At 41.9% G+C, this 24,906-nt stretch carries 17 protein-coding genes and 2 tRNA genes; 8 read left to right on the top strand and 11 right to left on the bottom strand.

Annotation, left to right across the window (positions count from 1 at the left end; genetic code table 11):
• Nucleotides 1-42 precede the first annotated feature (42 nt).
• From RM049_RS34505 to RM049_RS34490, 4 genes are all read left to right on the top strand, one after another.
• Nucleotides 43-663, top strand: coding sequence for a Uma2 family endonuclease (locus RM049_RS34505; protein WP_322707402.1), 621 nt, complete (start codon nucleotides 43-45; stop codon nucleotides 661-663).
• A gap of 863 nt (nucleotides 664-1,526) precedes the next feature.
• The gene (locus tag RM049_RS34500; RefSeq protein WP_322686632.1) at nucleotides 1,527-2,978 is read left to right on the top strand and encodes a glycoside hydrolase 100 family protein; all 1,452 of its coding nucleotides are present in this window, start codon (nucleotides 1,527-1,529) and stop codon (nucleotides 2,976-2,978) included.
• A 188-nt stretch (nucleotides 2,979-3,166) separates the two neighbouring features.
• Entirely contained in the window at nucleotides 3,167-4,654 is a 1,488-nt protein-coding gene (locus RM049_RS34495; RefSeq protein WP_322707401.1) for a 16S rRNA (cytosine(967)-C(5))-methyltransferase, read from the top strand.
• Between the two features lie 57 nt (nucleotides 4,655-4,711).
• The gene (locus RM049_RS34490; RefSeq protein ID WP_322707400.1) at nucleotides 4,712-5,134 is read left to right on the top strand and encodes a TerB family tellurite resistance protein; all 423 of its coding nucleotides are present in this window, start codon (nucleotides 4,712-4,714) and stop codon (nucleotides 5,132-5,134) included.
• A 295-nt stretch (nucleotides 5,135-5,429) separates the two neighbouring features.
• On the opposite strand, the gene RM049_RS34485 is transcribed toward RM049_RS34490, so the two are convergent.
• On the bottom strand, nucleotides 5,430-6,905 hold the full coding sequence (locus RM049_RS34485; RefSeq protein WP_322707399.1) for a cobyrinate a,c-diamide synthase: 1,476 nt from the start codon (nucleotides 6,903-6,905) through the stop codon (nucleotides 5,430-5,432).
• 237 nt (nucleotides 6,906-7,142) lie between these two features.
• Here RM049_RS34485 and RM049_RS34480 point away from each other — a divergent pair, with 237 nt between their 5' ends.
• On the top strand, nucleotides 7,143-7,778 hold the full coding sequence (locus RM049_RS34480) for a glutathione S-transferase (protein WP_322707398.1): 636 nt from the start codon (nucleotides 7,143-7,145) through the stop codon (nucleotides 7,776-7,778).
• A 919-nt stretch (nucleotides 7,779-8,697) separates the two neighbouring features.
• On the opposite strand, the gene opcA is transcribed toward RM049_RS34480, so the two are convergent.
• The 5 genes from opcA to RM049_RS34455 all read right to left on the bottom strand — a co-directional run bounded on the left by opcA (nucleotide 8,698) and on the right by RM049_RS34455 (nucleotide 15,502).
• Nucleotides 8,698-10,074, bottom strand: coding sequence for a glucose-6-phosphate dehydrogenase assembly protein OpcA (opcA, locus tag RM049_RS34475; RefSeq protein WP_322701751.1), 1,377 nt, complete (start codon nucleotides 10,072-10,074; stop codon nucleotides 8,698-8,700).
• A 162-nt stretch (nucleotides 10,075-10,236) separates the two neighbouring features.
• Complete coding sequence (gene zwf / locus RM049_RS34470; RefSeq protein ID WP_322690216.1) at nucleotides 10,237-11,766, bottom strand: glucose-6-phosphate dehydrogenase; 1,530 nt, start codon at nucleotides 11,764-11,766, stop codon at nucleotides 10,237-10,239.
• Nucleotides 11,767-11,931: 165 nt separating this feature from the next.
• On the bottom strand, nucleotides 11,932-13,077 hold the full coding sequence (gene tal / locus RM049_RS34465) for a transaldolase (protein WP_322707397.1): 1,146 nt from the start codon (nucleotides 13,075-13,077) through the stop codon (nucleotides 11,932-11,934).
• Between the two features lie 292 nt (nucleotides 13,078-13,369).
• Nucleotides 13,370-14,419 carry a class 1 fructose-bisphosphatase gene (fbp, locus tag RM049_RS34460; protein ID WP_322674815.1) on the bottom strand — a complete coding sequence of 350 codons (1,050 nt, stop codon included), beginning with the start codon at nucleotides 14,417-14,419 and terminating at the stop codon, nucleotides 13,370-13,372.
• An 819-nt stretch (nucleotides 14,420-15,238) separates the two neighbouring features.
• Nucleotides 15,239-15,502 carry a hypothetical protein gene (locus RM049_RS34455; protein WP_194043027.1) on the bottom strand — a complete coding sequence of 88 codons (264 nt, stop codon included), beginning with the start codon at nucleotides 15,500-15,502 and terminating at the stop codon, nucleotides 15,239-15,241.
• Between the two features lie 324 nt (nucleotides 15,503-15,826).
• On the opposite strand from RM049_RS34455, the gene RM049_RS34450 reads away from it, so the two are divergent.
• Together RM049_RS34450 and RM049_RS34445 are read left to right on the top strand one after the other, a co-directional pair.
• Nucleotides 15,827-16,315 carry a DUF1499 domain-containing protein gene (locus RM049_RS34450; RefSeq protein WP_322707396.1) on the top strand — a complete coding sequence of 163 codons (489 nt, stop codon included), beginning with the start codon at nucleotides 15,827-15,829 and terminating at the stop codon, nucleotides 16,313-16,315.
• Nucleotides 16,316-16,850: 535 nt separating this feature from the next.
• Nucleotides 16,851-16,922, top strand: a tRNA-Val gene (locus tag RM049_RS34445).
• Nucleotides 16,923-16,962: 40 nt separating this feature from the next.
• Here RM049_RS34445 and RM049_RS34440 read toward each other — a convergent pair.
• From RM049_RS34440 to RM049_RS34430, 3 genes are all read right to left on the bottom strand, one after another.
• Nucleotides 16,963-18,369 carry a 1-acyl-sn-glycerol-3-phosphate acyltransferase gene (locus RM049_RS34440; RefSeq protein WP_322707395.1) on the bottom strand — a complete coding sequence of 469 codons (1,407 nt, stop codon included), beginning with the start codon at nucleotides 18,367-18,369 and terminating at the stop codon, nucleotides 16,963-16,965.
• Nucleotides 18,370-18,535: 166 nt separating this feature from the next.
• Nucleotides 18,536-18,982: a DUF2127 domain-containing protein gene (locus tag RM049_RS34435; protein ID WP_322707394.1), complete on the bottom strand. Its 447-nt coding sequence runs from the start codon at nucleotides 18,980-18,982 to the stop codon at nucleotides 18,536-18,538.
• Nucleotides 18,983-19,259: 277 nt separating this feature from the next.
• A tRNA-Ala gene (locus tag RM049_RS34430) sits at nucleotides 19,260-19,332 on the bottom strand.
• Between the two features lie 68 nt (nucleotides 19,333-19,400).
• On the opposite strand from RM049_RS34430, the gene RM049_RS34425 reads away from it, so the two are divergent.
• Nucleotides 19,401-20,315: a rhodanese-related sulfurtransferase gene (locus RM049_RS34425; RefSeq protein ID WP_322707393.1), complete on the top strand. Its 915-nt coding sequence runs from the start codon at nucleotides 19,401-19,403 to the stop codon at nucleotides 20,313-20,315.
• A gap of 15 nt (nucleotides 20,316-20,330) precedes the next feature.
• Here the strand turns inward: RM049_RS34425 and RM049_RS34420 are convergent, their stop codons facing one another.
• Together RM049_RS34420 and RM049_RS34415 are read right to left on the bottom strand one after the other, a co-directional pair.
• The gene (locus tag RM049_RS34420; RefSeq protein WP_322707392.1) at nucleotides 20,331-21,830 is read right to left on the bottom strand and encodes an ATP-binding protein; all 1,500 of its coding nucleotides are present in this window, start codon (nucleotides 21,828-21,830) and stop codon (nucleotides 20,331-20,333) included.
• Complete coding sequence (locus RM049_RS34415) at nucleotides 21,817-24,165, bottom strand: PAS domain S-box protein (RefSeq protein WP_322707390.1); 2,349 nt, start codon at nucleotides 24,163-24,165, stop codon at nucleotides 21,817-21,819. The genes RM049_RS34420 and RM049_RS34415 overlap by 14 nt, the downstream gene beginning before the upstream one ends.
• Nucleotides 24,166-24,906: the final 741 nt, after the last annotated feature.

The following is a 24,906-nucleotide window of genomic DNA, read 5'->3' as shown; positions in this document are numbered from 1 at the left end:
GATGCTAGTCAAAATATGAATAATATTTGAGGAAATAGTGTTATGTTTCAACATTTAGTAGAGTCGATAAATTTTGAAGAATTTGTCGAATGGAAACCGGAAAACGGCAGATATGAATTACATAAAGGAGTAATAGTTGAAATGCAGCCGACAGGGGAACATGAGTTAGTCAGAGCATTTCTGATTAGAGAACTCAATTTTGAGATTCGCCGGTTTAACCTAGCTTATTCAATTCCGGCTCAAGCATTAATCAAATCTGTCGATAAAAAATCTGGTTATATTCCAGATGTGCTGGGATTGAATATCCCAAACTTAATTAATGAACCACTTTGGAAAAAATCATCAACAGTTACTCAAGCAGCATCAATTCCATTGGTAGTAGAAGTTGTGAGTACAAATTGGCGAGATGATTACTTTCTCAAATTCGCTGAATATGAGGAAATTGGAATTCCAGAATATTGGATTGTTGACTATGCTGCTCTTGGTGGAAAACGGTTTATCGGCAATCCTAAACAACCGACAATATCAGTTTATATATTAGTGGATGGCGAATACCAAGTAACTCAGTTTTGTGGTAATGAGCAAATTCAATCGCCAAGCTTAACAGAGCTGAATCTAACTGCCGAACAAGTGTTTAAGGCTGCTTTGGGAGAACAGTATTAAGAGGATGTCTGAAAAGTTTTTTTTGTATACATCTAACCCTTGGAGATCCCCCTAAATCCCCCTTAATAAGGGGGACTTTAAGACTCTTATTCCCCCCTTTTTTAAGGGGGGTTAGGGGGGATCAAGAAATATTTGATACTTCTCAGACATCCTCTAACAATTCAAAATTCAAAATTCAAAATTCAACTCTTTTACTTACGATAAACATTGTACTAATACTTGTTACTTATATAATTGGATACATACTGCGTTCCTTGTGAACAGTCTTTGACTCAGCACTCTTCGTTATCTTTGGATAGACTCCTATAAACGCCCCATGTCATCTGTCAGCAGGGTAAGATATTTAACCCTTGAGAAGTATTGACATATTAAAATTTTATAGCCTTCATCTTGCATATTCAGAAAAAACGTTATAAATTATTAGAGAATAGGGCAATAATCTGGCTTCTTAATGTCAAAAACTAATCCTGCTCAAGTAAATATACTGCAACCAGTTTAACTTCACACAACTCCTAAACAGCGCTGAAGATATGTTTTTGTTTGGTAAAGCAAAGATTCTGGACAAACAACGGAACAATAAATAATCTAAAAGTATATCTTATGTGACTGTTTTTAGGAATTATCTTACTAGTTGCGGTGGAAAATAACAACTATAATTCACCAAAATAGTAATAGATGGGAAGCAATTAACTAACAATAAATTTGTATAAATATCAGCAATTTTATTTCTTGTTAGTTGATTATTTTTTGCTCAACTATTTTTGCTATTAAAAGAATCGTTTTTGTTATGCTGAGAATAGCAAAAATAATAAATGAAGACCCATCTCCCACAAATTCACAATCCTTATGGAGTTATTCTGGCAATGCACCTAAATGAATTGGAAACTACTGAGAATTTAAAAGAAGTGGAAGAAGCATGGCTAGCACTAGAAAAATCAATTCTCTATTATCAAGGTCGCCCTGTTGGGACAGTAGCCGCTTATGATGCCTCTGTAGAAGCGCTCAATTACGATCAGTGCTTTGTCCGAGATTTTGTTTCTTCTGCTCTAATTTTTCTGCTCAAAGGTAGAACCGATATTGTTCGTAATTTCTTAGAAGAAACTTTAAAGTTACAGCCTAAAGAAAAAGCATTAGATGCTTATAAGCCTGGACGAGGATTAATCCCAGCTAGCTTTAAAGTAGTATCAGAAAACGGGCAAGAATATTTAGAAGCCGACTTTGGCGAACATGCGATCGCTAGAGTTACGCCTGTAGATTCTTGCCTATGGTGGATTATTTTGTTGCGCGCTTATATAGTCGCCACAAAAGATTTTTCTCTCGCCTATCAACCTGAATTTCAAAATGGAATCAGGTTAATCATGGAAATCTGCTTGGCGAATCGTTTTGATATGTACCCAACGCTGTTGGTTCCAGATGGCGCTTGTATGATTGACCGTCGTATGGGCATTTATGGGCATCCTCTAGAATTACAAGTCCTCTTTTACACGGCATTGCGTGCATCTCGCGAACTGTTAATTTGTCAAGGTAATTCTGATATTGTTGAAGCCATTGATAACCGTTTGCCTCTATTATGCGCTCATATTCGCCAGCATTATTGGATAGATATTAATCGTCTGAATGCAATTTATCGCTTCAAAAGTGAAGAATATGGCAAGGCTGCTGTTAATCTGTTCAACATATATGTAGATTCTGTTCCCTATTATGAATTGGACAAGTGGCTACCAAGAAAAGGTGGTTATCTAGCAGGTAATGTTGGCCCGTCGCAGCTAGATACTCGCTTCTTTTCACTCGGAAACTTAATGGCAATCATTTCCGACTTAGCCACCGAAGAACAGTCACAAGCGATTATGACTCTTATTGAGGAACGATGGGATGATTTGGTGGGAGATATGCCAATGAAAATTTGTTTCCCAGCTTTGGAACATGAAGAATACAGAATTGTGACTGGATGTGACCCCAAAAATATACCTTGGTCGTATCATAATGCTGGTAGTTGGCCTGTTTTAATGTGGATGTTGGCGGCGGCGGCTGTAAAAACTAATAGAACAAATCTCGCACAAAAGGCGATTCAAACTGCCCAAGGACGCCTTAGTACAGATGAATGGCCAGAGTATTATGATGGAAAAAAAGGGCGACTGATTGGCAAACAAGCTAGGAAATATCAAACTTGGACAATCACTGGGTTCTTATTAGCAAAAGAACTGATGGCAGACCCCAGTTCTTTACCATTAATCAGCTTTGGAAAATTACCAGCAGAACAGGTTTCTAGAGCGTGTGAGTTAGAAATTGCCACTGTAGACCCATATATGCAATAATTCGTAATTTATAATTCGTAATTCGTAATTAAAAGACAGTTCTAGACAGAAATTTAGACCCGAATAAAAGTAAGACCACCTATAAACAAGGGGGAATTCAACTCGACAATTACGAATTACGAATTACGAATTAGTAAAGAGTTGGGAGTTAGAATACAAAAGCCTCCTGACTCCCGAATCGTGTTTTCATGACAAACGCCCGTCAATTAGCTTTTATCGCCCTACGAGATGTTCATAAGGGGGCTTATGCTGATGTTGCCCTAGATAGAGTGCTGCAAAAAGTTAATTTGCCTGATTGCGATCGCCGCTTAGTGACAGAATTGGTTTATGGGAGCGTCAGAAGGCAACGCACCCTCGATACTCTCATCGATCAATTCGCCAAAAAGAAATCTCATCAACAACCACAAGACCTCCGCACTATCTTACATCTGGGCTTCTACCAGCTGCGTTATCAAGAGCGTATTCCCGCCTCAGCTGCTGTTAATACCACCGTCCAACTCGCTAAAGAAAACGGTTTTGCTGGACTGGCGGGTTTTGTTAACGGTTTATTACGACAATACATCCGCCTTGCAGAGAAGATAAAGGGCGATCCGTTACAACTTCCAGAATCACCAAATCTGGAAAACCTCTCTCCAAACCTCTCCCCTACAAAGGGAGAGGCTTTGAATTCTCCCCCAACCCTACAAGGGTTGGGGGCTGGGGGGTTAGGTTTCGCGCTAACTTTTCCAAATGATGTGAAAAATCAGGTGGAACGCTTGGGCATTTTACACAGCTTTCCTGACTGGATTGTTCAAGTTTGGTTAGAACAACTGGGTTTGGCTGAGACAGAACAATTGTGTGAATGGATGAACCAATCACCAACCATTGACTTACGCATCAACCCACTTCGCACCTCCATTGAGGAAGTTGAGACGGCTTTGCAATCTGCTGGTGTTTTGGTGAGACGGATTCCTCATTTACCCCAAGCTTTACGATTTATTGGTAATACTGGGTCAATTCAAAAACTACCGGGTTTTAAAGAAGGTTGGTGGACTGTACAAGATGCTAGCGCTCAATTGGTAGGTCATTTGCTCGACCCCCAACCAGGTGAGGTGGTAATTGATGCCTGTGCTGCACCGGGGGGGAAAACAACCCACATTGCGGAATTAATGGCAGATGACGGTAAAATTTGGGCTTGCGATCGCACTGCTTCTCGTCTTCGCAAACTCCAAGAAAATTCTCAACGGCTAAATTTACAATCTATTCAAATTTACACTGGCGACAGTCGCCACTTCAAGCAATTTCACAACACCGCAGACCGCGTATTACTCGATGCTCCATGTTCTGGTTTGGGAACTATGCACCGTCATGCTGATGCGCGTTGGCGACAGACACCAGAATCCGTCCGAGAACTTTCGGTACTGCAACGAGAATTATTGACACATACCTCAACTTTTGTCAAACCTGGTGGTGTACTAGTTTATGCTACGTGTACATTGCATCCAGCAGAAAATGAACAAGTAATTTCGGCATTTTTAGCTGATTCACCTCAGTGGCAAATTGAGTCTCCTATTGGCGTTGAGTTACCTGATTCTACCGATAGTGCGCCTCAAGGTTGGTTTAAACTTTGGCCCCATCGACAGGATATGGATGGTTTTTTTATGGTGCGCTTAAGAAAAACCAATAATTCCGAGTGAATACTGTTTGGGATTGTACGATTTGGTGGAGGCCTGAATCTACCAGAGGAGGCAGCAATGGTTTCCCCTTCCAATGTAAAAAACTTAGTTAAAATCCTGATTGGAGCAGCCTGGATCGATGGCAGAATCCAGCCAGAAGAACGGCAATATCTCCGCGAAATAGCTCAAGCAAAAGGTTTAGCTAACGACCCAGAAATTAAGCCTTGGCTGTACGAATTAGTTCCTGTGCAGCCAAAAGAATGCTACGACTGGGTGCGGGAGTATCTAGGCGATCGCCCCAGTCTTGAAGATTGCGAAAATCTGATTGAAGCCATCAGTGGTTTAATTTATAGCGATGGTGAAGTTGCTGTCGAAGAAGCCAGACTCCTGACGCAATTGCAGGATATGACGAAGCCGAATGAGTCAAATCAACCAGCTCACACTGCGCTTCTCAAACAAATTCAAAAGCTTTACCGCCGTTGGGTTGAAGTCCAAAACTAACATGGAACTATGAGTTGATCCAAGAGGAGGCGGTGAATTATCTCATATCATGTCCGCTTGATTGCTTATTAAACCCGAAGAACCCCACCCCCGCCAAAGTTATGCTTTGTCTCCCCTCCCCGCTTTTCGGGAGGGGTTGGGGGTGGGGTGTAATGACTGTGGTTAGCATAACTAATTATGCGGACATGATATCACTGCCTTTTTGTGTCTCTTTGTCCCCATACCCCGCGATAAATCAAGACGCGATAAATCGCGTCTCTAGATGAGGGTTTTGGGTTATCTGAACTGTATTGGCTTAAATCCACGTTTTTGAAGATGCTACTTTTAGACATTCTTTAAGAAACTGCTGGGGAATTTCTCTACTTTCTCCCCAATGCTGATGAATATAAGAAGCATGAATATTTGCAGGTAAACCCCATCCTTCGCATCCCATATTTTCGTCACAATCGTAGCGAGAGGTTTCAAATAGGGGTTGAGTCGGAGTTAAGGTTAAATGGGAACGATGAAACTCATGTCCGTAAACAGTTGTATTTGCCTTAACTAACAAATTATCTTGCAAAGCGACAGCACGACGATAGCCCAAAGTTAAACGTCCACCCATCACAGCAGATGTTGGTAGCACTCCCGCCATCGACCAAGATTTACCTTCAAAATCGATAATTTGCTCGCACAGATACATCAATCCTCCGCATTCGGCGACTGTAGGCATTCCTTTAAGTATTGCCGTTTTCACTGCATCACGAACGCTGATATTTTCTGCGAGTTGTTGGGCAAAAACTTCTGGGAAACCACCGCCAAAATACATTCCCTGAATATCTTTTGGTATACCAGCATCTTCTAAGGGACTCCAGAAAACCAATTCTGCACCAAGCTGTTGCAGCAAATCGAGATTGTCCTGGTAGTAAAAATTAAAGGCGCGATCGCGGGCTACTGCAATCCTAACTGGGAATGAGGGAGATAAGGAAGATGAAGCAGAAAAAGAAAGGGGTTCTGATTTTAACAAAGGTAATAAACGTTGCCAATCGAAGCAACTATCTCCTAAATCGGCGAGGCGATCGATTAAAGCATTGAGTTCGGGAAGTTCGGCTGTGGGTACTAAACCCAAGTGGCGATCGGGAATTGTAATGTTATCTTGACGCCGCATGACGCCGAGAATGGGTAATTGTAAGGGTTCTAGGGAATCTTTCAAGAGAGAGAGATGGCGATCGCTCCCGACGCGATTTAATATTACCCCAGCTATTTTAATTCGGGGATCAAAAGATCGATAGCCGTGAGCGATCGCAGCTACAGAACCAGATAAACGGCTGCAATCAATCACCAATATCACAGGCAAATCTAAAAGCCGTGCAATGTGTGCCGTACTTGCAAAATCAGTGGGGGATTGGGCATGGGGCATTGAGCATTGGGCATGATTATTCTCCTTGTCCCCTTGTCCCCTTGTCCCCTTGTCTCCCTTGTCCCCATGCCCCATGCCCCATTCCCCATGCCCAATTCCATCAAACAACCCCATCACCCCTTCCACGAGGGTATATTCACTCAGTTGACTATGACGGGCAAAACATTGCTGAACGTAGGCTTCGGAAGTCAATACTGGGTCTAAATTGCGACAAGCACGACCAGTTACGTGTTGATGAAACATCGGATCGATGTAGTCTGGCCCTACCTTAAAAGATTGCACCAAGCGATCGCGACGGCGTAAAGATGCTAAAAGGGTGAGCGTGACTGTTGTCTTACCCACCCCACTACGTTCCCCGGCAATGACTAAAGCCATAAATGAAACAAATTAGGTTTTTATGCAGCAACTATTTTGATTATTGGCTGTGCGTCCATCGTCGCTTTATGCAAAAGCAGATGTACCAGTTTATCAAACCAATTAACTCAAACTTATACCAATTAGAAACCAGAAAACTACCCAATTAGGGGAGTTAGGTTGAAAACGTCTGTTTAATAATACAGTTGGAGATTAGCCGAGATCGGATAATAATCAGCTACCAAAAGAGGAAAGTTTATGATCGTAGTGCATCATCTTAACAACTCGCGATCGCAGCGGGTGCTGTGGCTGCTTGAAGAATTAGGTATCGAATACGAGATCGAGTTCTATGAACGCGATGCTAAAACGATGATGGCACCGGAATCGCTGCGCCAAGTTCATCCTCTCGGAAAGTCACCAGTAATCACAGATGCAGACTTGGCGATCGCTGAGTCGGGTGCAATTATCGAATACCTAGTCGATCGCTATGGTAATGGTCGGTTAGTCCCAGCATCCGGTACGCCGGAGCATCTGCGCTACAAGTATTGGCTGCATTACGCCGAAGGTTCGGCAATGCCACTGTTGGTAATGCGGCTGGTATTGAACAATTTCGGGGCAGGCGACAGCAGCGTGGTTAGCGGATTCGTCGCGCCCCAGATCAAACTTCACTTTGACTACATAGAAGACGAACTCCGTAAAAATACGTGGTTTGTAGGCAATGAATTTACCGCCGCCGATATCCAAATGAGCTTTCCCCTAGAAGTAATCGCTGCACTCCCCGAAGAAGTTGAGAACCGGCCAAAGCTGAAAGAATTTGTCGAGCGCATTCATGAACGACCTGCTTACAAACGCGCCCTGGAGCGTGGAGGTAAATACGAGGTATCTTTTCAATAGACTTCTTGCATAAATCCCTCTCCCAAGCAAGGCTACGGTGTACACAAAAGTCTTCTAAAGTTTTCCCACGTCTTGATCTGTTATGTTAATGCATCGACCTGTTATGTTAATGCATCGACTTGTTATGCCAATACATCGACCTGTTATGCCAATGCATTGACTTGTTATGCCAATGCATTGACTTGTTATGTTAATACATCGACTTGTTATGTTAATGCATCGACCTGCTATGCCAATGCATCGACCTGCTATGCCAATGCATTGACTTGTTATGTTAATACATCGACTTGCAAAGATTAGCCCACCCTAAGTTACACCTGACTTTTCACATTATGTGGAAAAGCTAACGATTGACCTAACCCCCTAACCCCCTTCCCTGCGAGGGAAGGGGGAAAATTCCAAGTCTCTCTCCTTTTAGGAGAGATTTAGAGAGAGGTTTTCCAGATACCGTGAAAAGTCAGAAATTACACAGCAACTCTAAAAGACTAATGTGTACAGCGTAGCCCAAGCTTAGGAGAAGGTTGGGACAATACGGTTCGATTAAGATTTTTTGATGAAAATTATTGCTCGCCAAAGACGCGATACGCCGTCAAGACAAAAGATTGATTATTGTAGAGACATGATGAATCCCGTCTCTTGCTTTAACCGAACAGTATTGATTTAACACCAAGGAAAATATGGCGGTTCTCGCGTGGATGCAATATACTCTGACCTCACTTCCATTCCTCTCCTAAAAGGAGAGAGGCTTTGAATCTTACTCCCCTTCCCTTGTAGGGAAGGGGCTGGGGGTTAGGTCTGTATTGGACTCAACCGAGAAGCGCTATAGAAAAACCCTCCAGATTATTGAAATATCCAAAAATCTGAAGAGTTTGTGTTTGATTTTCGCAATTTTGGTAAATTTTATTGTTTCCAAGCGCAACTAACTATTTGTTTCCAATTTGAAAATATTCGCAGTCACTCCCAGACTTTCTTCAAAAAGTGACTCGCGACCCCAACGTTGTACCTGCTGACTCAGCAATGCTTCCGCCTTTTGTTCAGAAAGTGAAGTCACCTGTTGAAACAGACCAGCAGATTGAGCGCCGCCGTGGGTTTCCATCCGCATACAACCACCAGTTTCCGAGCAAATTACTGTACCACAGTCTGCCTGCGGATTGGTCGAACTGAGGCGCAAAGCAATCAAGTCGCCAGCAATTTCACCCACATCAGCAAGGGGAACACCCGCTAATTCGGTTTCTACTTGGCGTTGGTCTTGGGCAATAAAGTTAATCCGAGTGATTTCATAATCTCCGGTTTCCTTTTGATAGGAAACTGGCTGCCATGCGAGACGACTTGCCAACCAACCCAAAAACAGCAGTGCTTGTGCGGGGTTGCCTTTTTCATAATCAATAGTTACTCGGTCAACTTCCCGAAGGGCAGCCCGACGATGAGGCGAGTCGTAAGCTTCAGCTGCCAATTCTTGCCAAGCTGAGAGGCGACGCCAGTTAAGGTCAGCTAGGGGAACACCACTTTCTACCAATTCTTGGAGACGAAGTAAGTCACTTTCTGGCTCGTTAAAGCGGCAAGAATCCACAATCACATTATTGCAGACGGCTGCCAGCCGCTTGAATAGAGTGTTGTTGGGGTGTGGTGTTGCTTTCCACCAGAGAAACTTCGGTAAGCCGCCAATCAACAATGCTGGAATCATCCCCCCTACCCGTTCCAAAGCAGCAGCAGTACCACTGATAGTGATGTATTCGCAGCAAATTAGTGTGCTTGACGATTGCTTCTGGATGGGGCAATAGGCAGAAACTTGAGCTTTGACCCCTTCATCTTCGCCAGTAATCGGAAATAGCGCGATGATGCGACAGGGGTTGCGGAGGGCGATTTCATCAGCAATTCTGGGGCTTGGGGCATTTAAGCTGGGAAGATCGATAGAACCATTATCTCCGGCAGCACCGTTTCCTTGACGTTTAATGAATTCTTCTCTCAAGATAGCCAAGGTTTCAGGGGTTGCTGTTCCCGTATCTGGCAGTCGATATTTTGTCTGTACTTGGCGCAAGGCAGCTACCATCTGAGGCCCTAGAATCCCATCAAGCGGGCCGTTGTAAAATCCCAAAGTAGCCAAAAGATACTGGGTTTCTTCGGGTTCGTAAACCACTAAGGTAAATGTCGTGGCGCGGGTGGCAGCAGGAAGCCCACCGTCCTCGCCAGTAATGCCATAACTTTGCCAAATTTGATGAAGTTCCGCTTCTATTTCGTTAAGCGAAATATCTTTTGGCGTCTGAAGTGAAAAAATTGTAGAAGCTTGGGGAGCCATAGTAGTTTTGAGTTGTCAGCTTTGTTTGGTGAATTAGTTAGGAGTTAGAAGTTAGGAGTTAAAAGTTGGGAGTTAGGAGTTAGGAGTTAGAATAACTGAAATTATTAACTCAAAAACTCATAATTTATTACTCCTAACTATTAACTCATCACTCCTAACTTTTTACAGTCTGCGCCAGCGACGGCCATCTTGGTTGATTAAGAATTCTGCTTCTGTTGGTTCCCAGGTTCCAGCTTCATACTGGGGAATAGTATTTGCGTCGGCGGGTGCATCCCAAACGGAAAGGGCTGGCGTTACGACCTGCCAAGCGGCTTCTACTTCATCCGCGCGGGTGAATAATGTTTGATCGCCCATCATACAATCAAGGAATAAGCGATCGTAGGCATCAGATGTGGCTTGGATGCCAAAGGAACCATAACTAAAGTCCATATCAACGGAACGGGTACGGAATTCTGCCCCTGGCATTTTCACATCAAAACGCAGGGAAATACCTTCATTCGGCTGAATCCGCATCGTCAAAATATTGGTGTTTGTCTGTTGGGCAGCTGATTGGAACATCCGAGACGGAACTTCGCGGAAGTGAATGGCAATCTCACTGACTTTTTTCGGCATCCGCTTCCCGGTACGCAAGTAGAAAGGAACACCTTTCCAACGCCAGTTATCTACCACAAACTTCATGGCGACGTAGGTCGGTGTGGTGGAGTTGGGATTAACGCCTGGTTCTGTCCGATACCCTGGCACTGCTTGACCCTTCATCCAGCCAGCACTATATTGACCGCGGACTGCTGACCGCGACAGATTCTGAACATCAGCTAAACGAGTAGCTTGGAGTACTTTCACTTTTTCTGTGCGGATGCTGTCGGCATCCATTGCGTTGGGCGCTTCCATCGCTGTTAGGCAGTAAAGTTGCATGAGGTGATTTTGCAACATATCCCGCAATGCGCCGGCGCTTTCATAATAACCAGCCCGATCTTCCACTCCCACGGTTTCTGCTACGGTAATTTGTACGTGGTCAACAAATTGACGATTCCACAACGGCTCAAAAATCGCATTGGCAAAGCGAAACACCAGCAAATTTTGAACTGTTTCTTTACCCAAGTAGTGGTCAATCCGGTATACTTGGTTTTCTTTGCAATATTTCTGTACCACTTGGTTAAGACTTTGGGCAGAAGCCAAATCCCGACCGAAGGGTTTTTCAATTACTAGACGATGTTTGTAGGGATCTTCTAGCATCCCGGCGGTTCCTAGCTGCTTAATCGCTTCGGGAAAGAATGAGGGGGCAACTGAGAGGTAGAACATTCGATTACCTCGTGTGCCCCGTTTTTCGTCTAATTCACTCAATAAGTTTTTCAGTTTTTGGTAGCCTTCGGGGTTGTCTATATCCCCAGGGCTGTAGAACAGACCTTGAGAGAAATCTTGCCAGAGTTCCCCTAAATCGACATCGGCATGTGCTTCTTCCATGCCTTTTTGCATTTGTTCGCGGAAGTACTCATGGCTCCATTCTCTACGTGCTACACCGACAATGGTAGTTTCTGGTGGAATACGCCGTTCTCGCCGCAATTTGTAAAGTGCTGGCACTAGTTTGCGCCAAGTGAGATCGCCAGAAGCGCCAAAAATGACTATAATCTGGGGTTCGGACATCCGTTGTTGTTGCAGACCAACGCGCAAGGGATTTTCTAGCAGACTAACCATAACAATTTTGGATTTTGGGTTTTGGATTTTGAGATTGGGCATTGGGTATGGGGCATGGGGCATTGGGCATGGGGCATGGGGCATTGGGCATGGGTTATTCTCCTTGTCCCCTTGTCCTCCTTGTCCCCTTGTCCCTCTTGTCCCCTTGCCCCCAATACCCAGTCCCTACACTGGTGACAATACCTTGATCTTGTCTTCTAAAGAGTTCATCAAGGACTGGAAGGGCTGGATAAACTTGTCAATACCATCGACTAACAGTTCATCCATGACGTTATCGAGATCGATGTTGATGTCGGGATCTTTGAGGTTTTCGATCAGCGTGTAAGCTTTATCTACATCTGTTTCTAAGCGATCGCCTACGTTACAATGATCGGCACAAGCTTTAATGGTCGCTGGCGGTACGGTGTTGACGGTATCATGGCCGATCAACTCTTCGATATACATCACGTCTCTGTAGTTGGGGTCTTTGGTGCTGGTGCTAGCCCAAAGTAGGCGTTGTTGTGTAGCCCCTTTTGCTGCCAAATCTTGCCAACGCTCGCTTCTAATGATTTTCTTGTATTCTTGATACGCAATCTTAGCGTTAGCGATCGCTACTTTTCCTTTAACAGCTCTTAGCTTTGCTTCCACGGAAATATCATCAACGCCTTTTTTCAACTTAGCATCAATCTTGCCGTCAATGTTGCTATCGATCCGGCTGAGGAAGAAGCTAGCAACTGAAGCAATTTTACTGATGTCCTTCCCTTCAGCCACCCGTTTTTCTAAGCCCCGAATATAAGCCATTGCTGTGTTTACATAGCTTTCTACAGAAAACAGCAGCGTAATATTAACATTCATCCCTTCGGATATTACCTGTTCTACTGCTGGCAAACCAGGTTCTGTACCAGGAATTTTAATCATCAGATTTTCCCGACCAATTTCTTGGAAATAGCGTCGGGCTTCGGTTATGGTTGCTTCAGTATCATGGGCAATGGTTGGCGGTACTTCAATACTCACATAACCATCTAGTCCATTCGAGGCTTCATAAACAGGGCGTAAAATATCACAGGCATTACGGATATCTGCAAAAACTAGGGATTCGTAAATTTTGTCTATGGGTAAGTTAGCCCGAACTCCGGCTTCGATATCGGCATCATAAATAACGTTACCAGCGATCGCTTTTTCAAAGATAGCTGGGTTAGAAGTAATCCCAGATATACCTTGATTTTCAACCATGTCTTTGAGTTCACCTGATTGAATAATGTCACGGGTCAAATTATCCATCCAGATACTTTGACCGTATTGGTTAATTTCTAGTAGATGATTGGTAGTCATAGCTAGTTTATTTCACTCCTGTATAGTGATGTTTCTAAGTGAAGTTGGCAAAACGCATCGATACTTACTTTTGAATTGTGGCGTTGCTAATCACTTATCGCATCGGCCAGCTGAGATAATCTTTAATTGATCTTCAAAAAGCGCTACATTGCATCCCTGATCCTAAATCACCATGATTAACTTTTAATTAATGCCAGATGAGAGTACAGCACAGAGGAAATAAGTTACTCTTATAAAACGTCTAAAATCCTTACGTAACAGTAATTACGAATTACGAATTACGAATTATCTTCTAGTGTCCGTTTTGAATAAAAGACTCCACCTTTGCTACATCCTCTTTGCTACCAATAATTAAAGGTGTGCGCTGATGCAGTTTTTTTGGCACCACATCCAAGATATTTACTAGTCCTGTAGTAGCACGACCGCCTGCTTGCTCAATCAAAAAGGCGAGAGGAGCCGTTTCATAAAGCAAGCGTAATTTTCCTTCTGGATTTTGAATTGTGCCTGGGTAGAGAAACACGCCGCCTTGAACCAAAATTCTATGGATGTCGCTCACCATTGCGCCGCTATAACGAGCGCTGTAGCCTTCTGTGCGATGAACGTAGCGAATGTATTCCCGAATTGATTCTTCCCACTGCCAAAAGTTACCCTCGTTCACGCTGTAAACAGACCCGTGGTTAGGAATGCGAATATTTTCTTCTGTGAGAATAAACTCTCCTAAGCTGGGATCGAGAACAAAGGAATGAACCCCCTTACCTATAGTATAAACCAGCATCGTGCAAGGCCCATATAGGATGTATCCGGCAGCGAGTTGCTTGCGTCCGTTGGCGAGTAGGTCAGTTGCCTTACCATCGCTATCAGTTCCTTCTTGTTGGCGAATGGCGAAAATGGAACCTAAGCTGAGATTATTATCAGTGTTGGATGAGCCATCAATTGGGTCATACAGCAGGGTATAGCGGCCAATGGGACAATTTTCCGGGATGTAGTAAGGATTTTCCATTTCCTCAGAAGCGAGGCGACAGACTAAGCCACTTTGCTTAAACACTGAGATAAATACATCATTGGCATAAACATCCATCTTTTTGACGGATTCGCCTTGGACATTAACTTCCCCAGTAAATCCAAGAACGCCTTCCATTAAACCGGCGCGACTCATACGACGAGCCACCAGTTTTCCGGCCAGGGCGATGCGATTCATCAGCGCACTCAAATCCTGTGCATCTGGCGAAAAACTCTGAAGTTGTTGGAGGACGTGACGGGATAAGGTTGTACAGTCACGGTCTAAAGCTCTGTCTGTAGCATCGTAAGCAGATAAGTCTAAAGATTCTGGCGCTTTAGCCATTTTTATGTTCTCCGCAGCAACTAGCTGTTAATTGGGTTTTAGTCATCTATAGCAACTTATAGTTGCTGCTTCTATCTTAGAAAGGTAATTTGATAACTTAGATGCGACTTTAGATAAACTAAAGAAATGAATCTTCAGTGATTCCTGTACCTAGATCCTAGCTACTTCGACTTAACATGAATTTCTCAAGCGGGCGGGTATGCCTATGCTTACTATCAACAAATTCAGGAGGCAGAAGGCAGGAGGCAGGAGGCAGAAGGCAGGAGGCAGGAGGCAGGAGGTAGAAGGCAGAAGGGAACCCACGTTTTTAAACGTGGAATTGAAGTAAGGATGCCTTGTGTCGAGATGCGTGGCAGGAGACACAATTTTTTTATACTAGTGGGCAATAATCCATAACTAAAGTTTTCGTTAGTACTTCTTTCCTTCTGCCTTCTGCCTTTCTTTGTAAAATCCACACATTTGCGGCAGGGACTATAGGCTGACTCTGAAACATTAATACGAAACTAGTATCAGATTTGCACAAGGCAAGCAATCTGCCTGGTTAACTAAGTACAGCTTTGCGTAAAAGTGTAGCGTTTTTAATGCAAGTCAACGCATTAACATCGCAAGCCAACGCATTAACAATGCAAGCCAACGTATTAACAACACAAGCCAACGTATTAACAACGCAAGCCAACGCATTAACAATGCAAGCCAACGCATTAACAACGCAAGCCCATGCATTAACAACGCAAGCCAACGTATTAACAACGCAAGCCAACGCATTAACATTGTCGTGTATTGCCAATTTAATTCGGTACGAATTAATGAAATGCTGTACTAAGATACTTTTGGTTGCTGCCATAGGATGAGTTTCAATTCAGAGCAGTAGTAAGCCTCATCACTGATTTGGTGTTCGTGGTCAGCTATCCAATCATAAATTTGTGTTGCTTTTGCTAATGCCACTTTTTCTGAACGATAAAGCTGAGGAGTAGGACAGTAAGCTTGGCCATTGATGTGTATAGCTGCAATCTGCCAATAATCGCTTTCTGGTACAACTTCTAAAAACCCGTTACTGTAAGACTGGATTATTCCTATATTCATCTACAACCATCAAACTTTCTAACATTGGCCACAACAAAGCCGATACCAGCCAATTCAAGCGAATCAAAGCTGGAATCATCAGGGAATGCAGTCGCAACCCCTGCTAATGATTTTGGGTTCGTAGTCAATGGAAATCTGAATTATTGGTCACTTTTTTGGCTTGATTCCGTTATTGGCAGGAATAATCGCACAAGAGACTGGTCAGCGCAGCTACATTGGGATTGCCCAAACTCAGAGTGCGGCTGGATAGATGATAATCTGTAGAGCGAACCAGCAATTCGCAGTAGTCACTCAAAATAACCGCACAAAAGGACTAAATTTATCATGTCCCGTCTACTAACAGCATTCCGGCAGCGATTCTTACGGAGTATTGCAAAAGCAATACTTTTAACTTTGATTAGTAGTTTAATACTTCCTGGGGCTACTTGGGCTGTTTCTAACTTGGGAGTTGATAATGGTCATCTTAGTTCTTGTCCGGCTTCAAACAACTGTGTTGTTAGTCAAAACGCAGATGAAACACACGCCATCGACCCGATTCCTTATCATGTAGACCGCAATGCAGCTAGAGAAATCTTACTAAAAGTTATCGGTGTTGTTCCGCGTACAGAAATTGTAGAACAAACAGATAATTACATCCACGCTCTTTCTAAAAGCCGTATCTTCAAATTTGTTGATGATGTAGAATTTTATTTACCTCCTAATGAGTCAGTAATTCATCTGCGATCGGCATCTCGTGTGGGAGAGTCCGATCTTGGTGTCAACCGCAGACGAGCCGAACAAATTCGTCTGGCTCTACGCGATTTAAACATTTGATTTTGTCGCTACTTATTCTCATTTAACTGAGAAAAGTGCGATCGCAATACCATAAAAAAATTTATACTTAATGGAGAAATGTCAGACTATCTGCAATGATTGTGCTTTCCACACCTTAGTAGAAGAAGCGATAACGTGCATTCATCCTGACGAATTTAGGGTTAATTGTTCTACCGTTATTTTCTGCAATTCATTTGAGCCAGCACTCATCATTGACAGTCCTTGCGTGACATACGGGAACGATGAAGAATAACGTCAATTGCGTAGGCATAGCAAGTCAAAGTAATTCGTAATTAATAATGACGCTCCTGCGTCGCTAACGCTGCGCTAACGTAATTCGTAATTACACCCCATACCGCATGTTAGGGCTTGAATAATGAATAACTTTTTTTATTTTCCATTAATAAATTAAGCGGCTTGTATCCTCAATTTATTAATTACGAATTACGAATTACGAATTACGAATTATTTGGTCAGCCCTGAGCATTTCAACTTACGTCGTTATTTAATAAGTTATAGTAATATAAAAGGTCTTGGGCGATTAGCACAGGGGTAGCGCACATCCTTCACACGGATGGGGTCACTGGTTCAAATCCAGTATCGCCCACTTATATAGAGCGACAAACGCAAAAATCTGAAAATTTCTATTATCTAATCATCTTCTCTAAAGCGATTTGCAAATCTTTTGTCAAATCGCTCACAGCTTGTCTAGACGCTTGGCGATCGCCCTGACAATTTTTGAAGCGTTCTGTAACTGAAATTGGCTCTCCCACAGTGATTTGTGCCTGTCGCAAACCTAACCGAGGTCGCCCCGGAAGTGTCGTATCCTGAATTCGAGAAAGCATATCGAATACAAGCAAAGCTGTTTCTGCAAACCGTTCCGCCGTCGGTTGTTCCTGAATATAAGTAGCTGTGACTGCAACAAAACTTTCCACTATCCGCATATGCCGCATTCGCAAGTCAGCTTCTTCTGCAATCCAGTCTGCCAAACCGCGTTTGAAGGGTGCTAAAGCATTGATATCTGGCAAATCGTCTCGGTAAATGTAACTCCAGCCAGCCTCTTCTAAGCGGCGACAACGGTCAATAAAATTACCCTGCGCTTGAACTCCAAAATATTGCTCGGCAACTTGTAATGCCTTATCTAGTAGGCGATGGAGTCGGGCAATTAATACCTGATTAACACTCTTCGATTCATCAGTTGAGATGGTTTTGGGGATATCTTGATGATAGAAGCGACGATAAAACTCTTCCATCTCGGTAATTAGATATTCAGCCAACCTACAGAGGCGTTGATGGTAAATCTCTTCGCGATTACCCGAATCAATTTCCAAAACTTTCAAGCCACTATCAGCTTCTAACTTACTCAACAACCAATCGAGTTTAGACCAAGGTGGCTCAACGTAACTATATTGGATAGCGATCGGCACAACAATTACAGTCTCAGAACGGTTAGCTTTTTCTAAGTCTTCTACACACCAGAACGCCATTTGAGCAACACCAGGTTCTAAGGGGCTAACAATGCCACTATGACCATTAGTACCGCCTTCCGGTGCCACTGCGATTGGTAGTGCGCCATTAGCAAACAATTCTCGTGCATTTTGGATAGCTTGCCGATCTAGTCGCCTACCACGACGAACCGGCACACCCCCCAGCAGAGAGAACAGCCAACCTAGCCACTTTCCAGCCCAAACTGTCATACCTCGGTCATAAAGAAAATAGCTGTGAACCAGCGATTTTAATGTAATACCTTTTTGACGAGCAACTTGTGGCACAATCCGAGAAAGCAAATACAGCATACAAAGCGGATCTTCCACCTCTGGGTGGCGAAATGCCAACAAAAAGCGAATTTTTCCAGCCTGAAATTGTTGATAGAGTTCAGCTAATACTTCAACATTCGTGGCTTCAATTTTGACAATCCCAGCTGGTAGCCAAGGACGAGTGCGAAACCGTAGTGCGATCGGCAGTAACCACCGAACAATCTGGAGTACCAGCGGATTCAACCGTTGGGGAATAAATTTCAATGGTGGTTGAGTAGACTGAATCGATCTAGGCAAGTCGCTCTCCAGATTATATTTCTAGCGATTGTACAACGTGGGGGTCTTGGTTTTGCGTAAACCCTGAGCTTTGACGGTTAAGCTTTTTGATCGCTACCTTTCGCTGTTTTGCTTACTCAGCACTCCTAAACTTTTCAACGATAGACCCTAAGTATCGAATCAAAAATTAGTTTGGATGTTTCGGAAAATTTCGCAATAAATAGCCAAACACAGCTAAATTTAACACAAAAACTAATGTTTTAATCGGAGATATTCCTCGAATCAATTCATAAATCTCTGGTGGAATACTGATACCGACAAGTCCCAATACTAAGACATGTGCCCAACGCTTTTCGTACCATAAACCAACGGCTTCAATAGTGGTAACAATAGCATATACTCCGGTTCCGATGCTGCTAAATGCTAGAGTTCTAGGATTTAAGTTAACAACTTTCTTTAAAAGCCAATCAATAACGATCGATTTACCTTCTAAAACATAATTTTCTGAAAACGCCTCTAGAGTTTGATAATTTTTTAATGTCAATAATAAAGCGATCGAAGTAACCATAAGCAGCAAGGCGGTAAATGTTTTGTAGAGAACAATTGCCACTAACCCCAATGGACGCTTTTTCAAAGAACCCCCTAAGCATAGATAAGTCAAATTTTGAACGTCAAAATTACCTGAGTGCTGTCAAGTCAGAGTTCACCTCCTTATCCAGAGATTCTTCTAACTAAGTACGGCTTTGAATCGGTGCAATGAATGCAATACTATAATTTCCTCTCCCCGAACCCCCTGCTTAACAAGGAAAAATAATCCCATTTTTTGAAAATGAATCGGGTTTTAATTGATTTTAATGTGCGTAGACTAGCAAAAATAGCAGGCATCACACATTTCAATCAAAAATTTTCAATGGAGGTTAGCGGACTCGAACCGCTGACATCCTGCTTGCAAAGCAGGCGCTCTACCAACTGAGCTAAACCCCCATACTAAAATAGTAGATAACTTTGATTACCGTTGTTATTGTAACTTATATCGTTCTATTACCAAAGGAATGAAGCCAGAAAATATCCAAGTTGTCGCCACACTGTATAAATTTGTTAAGCTGCCAGATTTTGCCGAGAAACGAGATTCTCTGCTGTCTTACTGCCAAACGCAAGGTGTCAAGGGCACTATTTTGCTGGCACTTGAAGGGATTAACGGGACAATTGCTGGTTCGCGTCAGGCGATTGACTTAGTTCTCTGGTTTTTGCGTTCTGACCCCCGTCTAGCAGACTTAGAATCCAAAGAGTCCTATACCGAAACCCCACCTTTTGAGCGGATGAAGGTGCGCTTGAAGCAAGAAATTGTTACTTTGGGGTTGCCAGAAATTGACCCAACTGAGCAAGTTGGCATCTATGTCAATCCCCAAGAATGGAATGATTTAATTTCCAATCCAGAAGTAACGGTAATTGACACCCGCAATGATTATGAGGTGAATATCGGTACTTTCCAAGGGGCAGAAAATCCCCAAACTGAATCATTCCGCGAATTTCCCGATTATGTGCGCCACCATCTCGACCCAACTAAACACAAAAAGGTTGCTCTCTTTTGCACAGGCGGCATTCGCTGTGAAAAAGCTTCATCTTTCATGCTTGCACAAGGCTTTGCAGAAGTCTATCATCTCAAGGGCGGCATTCTGAAGTATTTGCAAGAAGTTCCAGCACAAAAAAGTTTATGGGAAGGAGAATGTTTTGTTTTTGATGAGCGGGTAGCCGTTAGTCATGGATTGGAGAAAGGAAGTTATGAGTTGTGCCTCTGTTGTGGGCGTCCGATTTCAGAAGAAGATAAAGTGTCTCCCAAATATGAGCAAGGTATCTCCTGTCCCTATTGTTTTGATAGCCTCACCGAGGAGAAAAGAGCGCGTCAGCAGGAAAAATGGCGCCACTACCGAACCCAAGTTGGCAACAAAAATCAGGATGTGAGTTGAAGAATAATTTATAACTCATGATTCAGAATTTAAGGGCAAAATTACTGTAAATTTAGTACCAACTCCAACTTCACTTGTGACACTGATTTGACCCTGATGAGCATCAACGCATCTTTTAACAATTACTAACCCCAATCCAGTACCCTGAATTGATTTAACATTTGAGGCTCGGTAGAATGATTCAAACAGTCGAGCTTGGTCTGCTTCTGGAATACCCATACCCCGATCTTGAATATAAAAAGTTGCTACTTTCTCAATTGCGTCACATATTAAATCAAACTGAATCTTGCCACCTTGGGGAGAATATTTAACCGCATTTGAGAGAAGATTTGCAAATAGGTAATGTAAGAGTCCTTCATCCATGACAGCGGACGTATTCTCACTATGACAGGTAAAACCAATTTCACAGGCGCTGCTTTTAACCATCAAAAAATCTTCGATTAACTCTTGACAAAATTGCTCTAGGTTAAGGGGAGCAGGGTTGAATATGAGTTTTTCTGCTTCTGCTCGACCCATAAACAGCACTTCTTCCATGAGTTTTTCCATAGATTGGACAGCGCCTTGAATTCGCTTTAAATAGATGCCTCTTTTTGTATCTGTTAAATTTGCTCCTTGCATTTCCATGAGTTCTACTGCGGTTTGAACAACAGTTAGAGGATTACGGAACTCATGAGATACAGTAGAAATAAATAGGGATTTGAGACGGTTAAGTTCTTGCTCCTTCTCTAATGCTTGCTCTAGCAATTTTGTTTGGTGTCGTTCGCTAAGATCCCAAAAAACAACTACTACACCATTTATCTGGTCAGTTCCTCGCTTCAGTGGTGAAGCACTATCGCCAATGGGAATTCTTTTGCCATTTTTTGTAATCAGAGATGTGAATTCCCCTAAATAAACAGCCTGTTGCTCGCGCAGCACTTTTGTCACAGGGTTTTCTAATGTTGTCTCTGTCACTTCATCGACAATATGAAAAATTTTTGCTGCTTCATTTCCTAAAGCATCTTTTTGCTCCCACCCAGTCAGTGCTTCAGCTGCGGGATTCATGAATGTCATCTTTCCCTGCTCATTAGTAGCGATTACAGCATCACTCATTGAGTTTAAAAGAGTTGCTAACTGATCTCGATTTTCCCGCAGTTCGCGTTCTAATCGGTGTTTTAACAAACCAATCTCGATCGCAATTTTTAAATCTTTTGTAGTAAATGGTTTAACTATGTATCCAAAAGGCTGCGTAATTTTGGCTCTTTCTAAGGTATGGTCGTCGCCATAAGCGGTTAAATAAATTACAGGTACATCTAACTGCTCGCGAATCTGAGTGGCAGTAGCAATACCGTCCATATCACCTTTAAGAATAATATCCATTAATACTAGTTCTGGTTGAGTTTCCGATGCCTTGGCAATGGCAACTTTTCCAGATGAAGCTGTACCCGTAACAATGTATCCTAGCTGATTAAGTTGACTAGCAATAGTTCTAGCCACAATCACTTCATCTTCAACGACTAAAATCCTAGCTCGATCCATTTGATATTGATGAATGCAAAGTTAACTGCGTAAATTTTATGTTGAATACTGTTCCGCGATCGCGTTCTAGAGTAATATCGCCTTCTAGTTGTTCTGTAACCAAGTCATGTACTAACGACAGACCCAAAGAATCAGTATTTCTCCAATCTAAATTATCTGGTAAACCAATCCCATTATCTCGGATAGTCATCTCGATACTGTTGTCAATATTGTGTAAAGCGATACTGATTGTGCCTACTTGTTGATTGGGAAAAGCGTGTTTGAGGGCATTGGAGATTAATTCGTTAATCACCAATCCACACGCGATCGCTTGATCGACATTCAAGCTTACTGAATCTATATCAGTTTCTAGAGAAATTTTACCAGGGCATATTTGATAGGAAATTAGTAAGCTAGCTGCTAAATTATTGATATAGTCAGCAACATCAATTTGTCCGATATTAGCGGAAGTATATAAATTTTTGTGAATTAGAGATATTGACTCAATTCGATTTTGACTCTCTCGAAGAACTTTGATTATTTCCGGGTCTTTGAGTGTTTGAGACTGAAGTTGTAATAAACTGGAGACAATTTGCAAATTGTTTTTAACTCGATGATGAACTTCTTTTAAAAGAACTTCTTTTTCAGCTAAGGCTGTTTTTAACTTTATTTGAGCTTTTTGTCTTTGAACAAGTTCCGTTTGAGCTTGCGCTAAGATGCTGGATTGTTGAATTGCGATCGCTAATTGCACTGTTACTCGATCGAGCAAATCTAATTGATTTTCTTCCCACTCCCGAAAACCAGAGCATTGGTGAGCAATCAGTAAACCCCAAATGTGAGAGCCAGGGTTTTGAGAGCTTACTTCTAGTAAAATCGGCACAACTAAATTTGCTTTCACCTCAAACTGTTCTAACAGGCGAATATGGCAATCAGTTAGTCCAGCTTCATAAATATTAGCGATCGCTCGTTTGCGTCCCTGATAATATTCCACTCCTGAGCCTGTTTGAAAACACGTATCAGGAATCTCCACACCTAAAGAAACCGTCCATCCAGGTTCCACTGATTCTGCCATAATTGTGCCGATCATCTCTGAGTTAAATTGATAAACTACTACTCGATCAACCCCAAGTAAATCTCGCACTTCTTGAACTGTTGCATTCAAAATATCTTGAAGATTTAAAGATTGACGAATCCGTTGAGCAACAGTTCGCATCAATTGCTCCCGCTCGGCTTGGGCTTTTAGAGCTAGTTCAGTTTGCTTACGTTCTGTGATATCTTGCCCAATACCAATAATTTGACCATTTGAAAGGTAAACATTAGTCCAAGAGGTATCCAGTAAACGACCATCGCGCACCTGAGTTTTAAAGTCACCCCAAATGCGTTGTGCAGACTGAATAAAATTAATTACATCCTGTCGATATTCAGAATTAGGATATAGCACTTTCAAGAGATCGCAAGTTTGGAAATCTTGAAATTTCCAACCAAGAATATTTTCCCATTCTTGGTTCACCCACTGGAGTTCACCATTGGTATCGATCAGGGCAATCATCAATGGTATGTTCTCAAAAATTATCCGCAAAAACTCATTTTGTTCTTGAAGTTTTGTTTCGGCGTTTTTGCGGTCATTAATATCATTAAATACTGTTAAAATGGCTGATTCATTGTTAAAAACTAAATATTGTAAAGAAGCGATCGCCCAAAAACGAGTTCCATCTGCTTTTTTTAATTGCAATTCATAATTATGAATAAACCCTTGTTGATTAAGAACTGTTAACAGCGCTTCTAAATCTGTCAAATTATGATATAAACTTACAATTTTTTTGCGATTAACTAAATACTCTGGAGAAAACTGAAATGTTTGAAGCAACTCTGTATTAGCGTATAAAACTAACCCATCAGACACACGCGAAATAATGAATGGAACAGGAATAGCTTCAGAAATAACTCGAAATCTAGCTTCACTTTGTTGAAGAGTTCTTTCTATTTGTTTGTGTTCTGTGATATCTCGTATATGAACTAAACGAGCCTTATAATTGCCATAGTCTATTGTCTGTGTGAAAATTTCAACATCAATAATCTGTCCGTCTTTTCGCTGATGTCGCCATCGTCCAGTAAAGTCCAAGCTAGAATGCTTTTGTCGTAAATATTCAAGTAAGAGAGGCACATCTTCTGAAGGGCGAACGTCACTTATTCGCATTTGCAAGAACTCTTCTCGTGAGTAGCCGTAGTGAACAACAGCAGCTTCATTTACATCTAAGAATTGCAGATTATTCTGGTTATATACCCACATAGGATTGGGATTTTTAGAGAAAAGGAAATTAAAACTCCTTTGGCTTTCATTTTCAGAAAATAGCATTAGTGGTTTTGTGATAAAAGTTTTTATTATGTACTAAAATTTAATTATTTTAAATCTAAAATAATTATTAATTTCTTTGCAAAATTTGTTTTTTACGATCCAATCTTCTACTGATTCAGAATTTCATGTATAAGCTCTTTGATATTTAGGGATAAAAAATTGGTCTGTACTCAAAGAGACTTCTTACAGAGATACATGTCGGTTCAATATTTATGCAAATCTCCAGTGTAAAATATGTCTGATAGTTTACACTAAGAAAATATCACTTGCACAGCTAGGGGGAAGATAAAATAGCCTGAAATGCCTACATATTAAATAATGTGGCAATTTATGATAAAACAACAAAAAGACTTAATTATCAATAAGCCTTCTTTAATGATAAATTTGTCTGAATTCTACGAAAGACACCTGAAACAGGACTTGGACTTGTTTAATACTAAAAATCCTAATTTATTACAATCGATAAAAACTATCAACATAGAAGCATTTGCTACGGCTTTACCATAGCAATACTTTATGAAAGTAGATGAAAGAAAATTCAACGGTTTTGATCTTTAAATTATATAAATGTTGAAGAGATATGGTTTCCTATAGTAAAAAATTGGCTGGCTAGAAATATATTTTTCCTTAACTCAAGTCATTTACGTAGTAATTGACCGAACTAATAATTGATGTCTATTCCCATATACAGCACTTTGCGCGACTAACTGGTACAGTAGCAGCAGTGAGAAAAATAGTTTT

Origin of the sequence: Nostoc sp. DedQUE04, assembly GCF_034530995.1 — a bacterium.
Taxonomy (GTDB): Bacteria; Cyanobacteriota; Cyanobacteriia; order Cyanobacteriales; family Nostocaceae; genus Nostoc.
The sequence above is the reverse complement of the archived record's forward strand: the minus strand, read 5'-3'. Positions and strand labels throughout refer to the sequence as shown.

Coding starts and splice junctions, on each gene's coding strand:
- RM049_RS34505 (WP_322707402.1), top strand. CDS start 43: ATGTTTCAACATTTAGTAGAGTCGATAAATTTTGAAGAATTTGTCGAA.
- RM049_RS34500 (WP_322686632.1), top strand. CDS start 1,527: ATGCACCTAAATGAATTGGAAACTACTGAGAATTTAAAAGAAGTGGAA.
- RM049_RS34495 (WP_322707401.1), top strand. CDS start 3,167: ATGACAAACGCCCGTCAATTAGCTTTTATCGCCCTACGAGATGTTCAT.
- RM049_RS34490 (WP_322707400.1), top strand. CDS start 4,712: ATGGTTTCCCCTTCCAATGTAAAAAACTTAGTTAAAATCCTGATTGGA.
- RM049_RS34485 (WP_322707399.1), bottom strand. CDS start 6,905: ATGGCTTTAGTCATTGCCGGGGAACGTAGTGGGGTGGGTAAGACAACA.
- RM049_RS34480 (WP_322707398.1), top strand. CDS start 7,143: ATGATCGTAGTGCATCATCTTAACAACTCGCGATCGCAGCGGGTGCTG.
- opcA (WP_322701751.1), bottom strand. CDS start 10,074: ATGGCTCCCCAAGCTTCTACAATTTTTTCACTTCAGACGCCAAAAGAT.
- zwf (WP_322690216.1), bottom strand. CDS start 11,766: ATGGTTAGTCTGCTAGAAAATCCCTTGCGCGTTGGTCTGCAACAACAA.
- tal (WP_322707397.1), bottom strand. CDS start 13,077: ATGACTACCAATCATCTACTAGAAATTAACCAATACGGTCAAAGTATC.
- fbp (WP_322674815.1), bottom strand. CDS start 14,419: ATGGCTAAAGCGCCAGAATCTTTAGACTTATCTGCTTACGATGCTACA.
- RM049_RS34455 (WP_194043027.1), bottom strand. CDS start 15,502: ATGAATATAGGAATAATCCAGTCTTACAGTAACGGGTTTTTAGAAGTT.
- RM049_RS34450 (WP_322707396.1), top strand. CDS start 15,827: ATGTCCCGTCTACTAACAGCATTCCGGCAGCGATTCTTACGGAGTATT.
- RM049_RS34425 (WP_322707393.1), top strand. CDS start 19,401: ATGAAGCCAGAAAATATCCAAGTTGTCGCCACACTGTATAAATTTGTT.
- RM049_RS34420 (WP_322707392.1), bottom strand. CDS start 21,830: ATGGATCGAGCTAGGATTTTAGTCGTTGAAGATGAAGTGATTGTGGCT.
- RM049_RS34415 (WP_322707390.1), bottom strand. CDS start 24,165: ATGCTATTTTCTGAAAATGAAAGCCAAAGGAGTTTTAATTTCCTTTTC.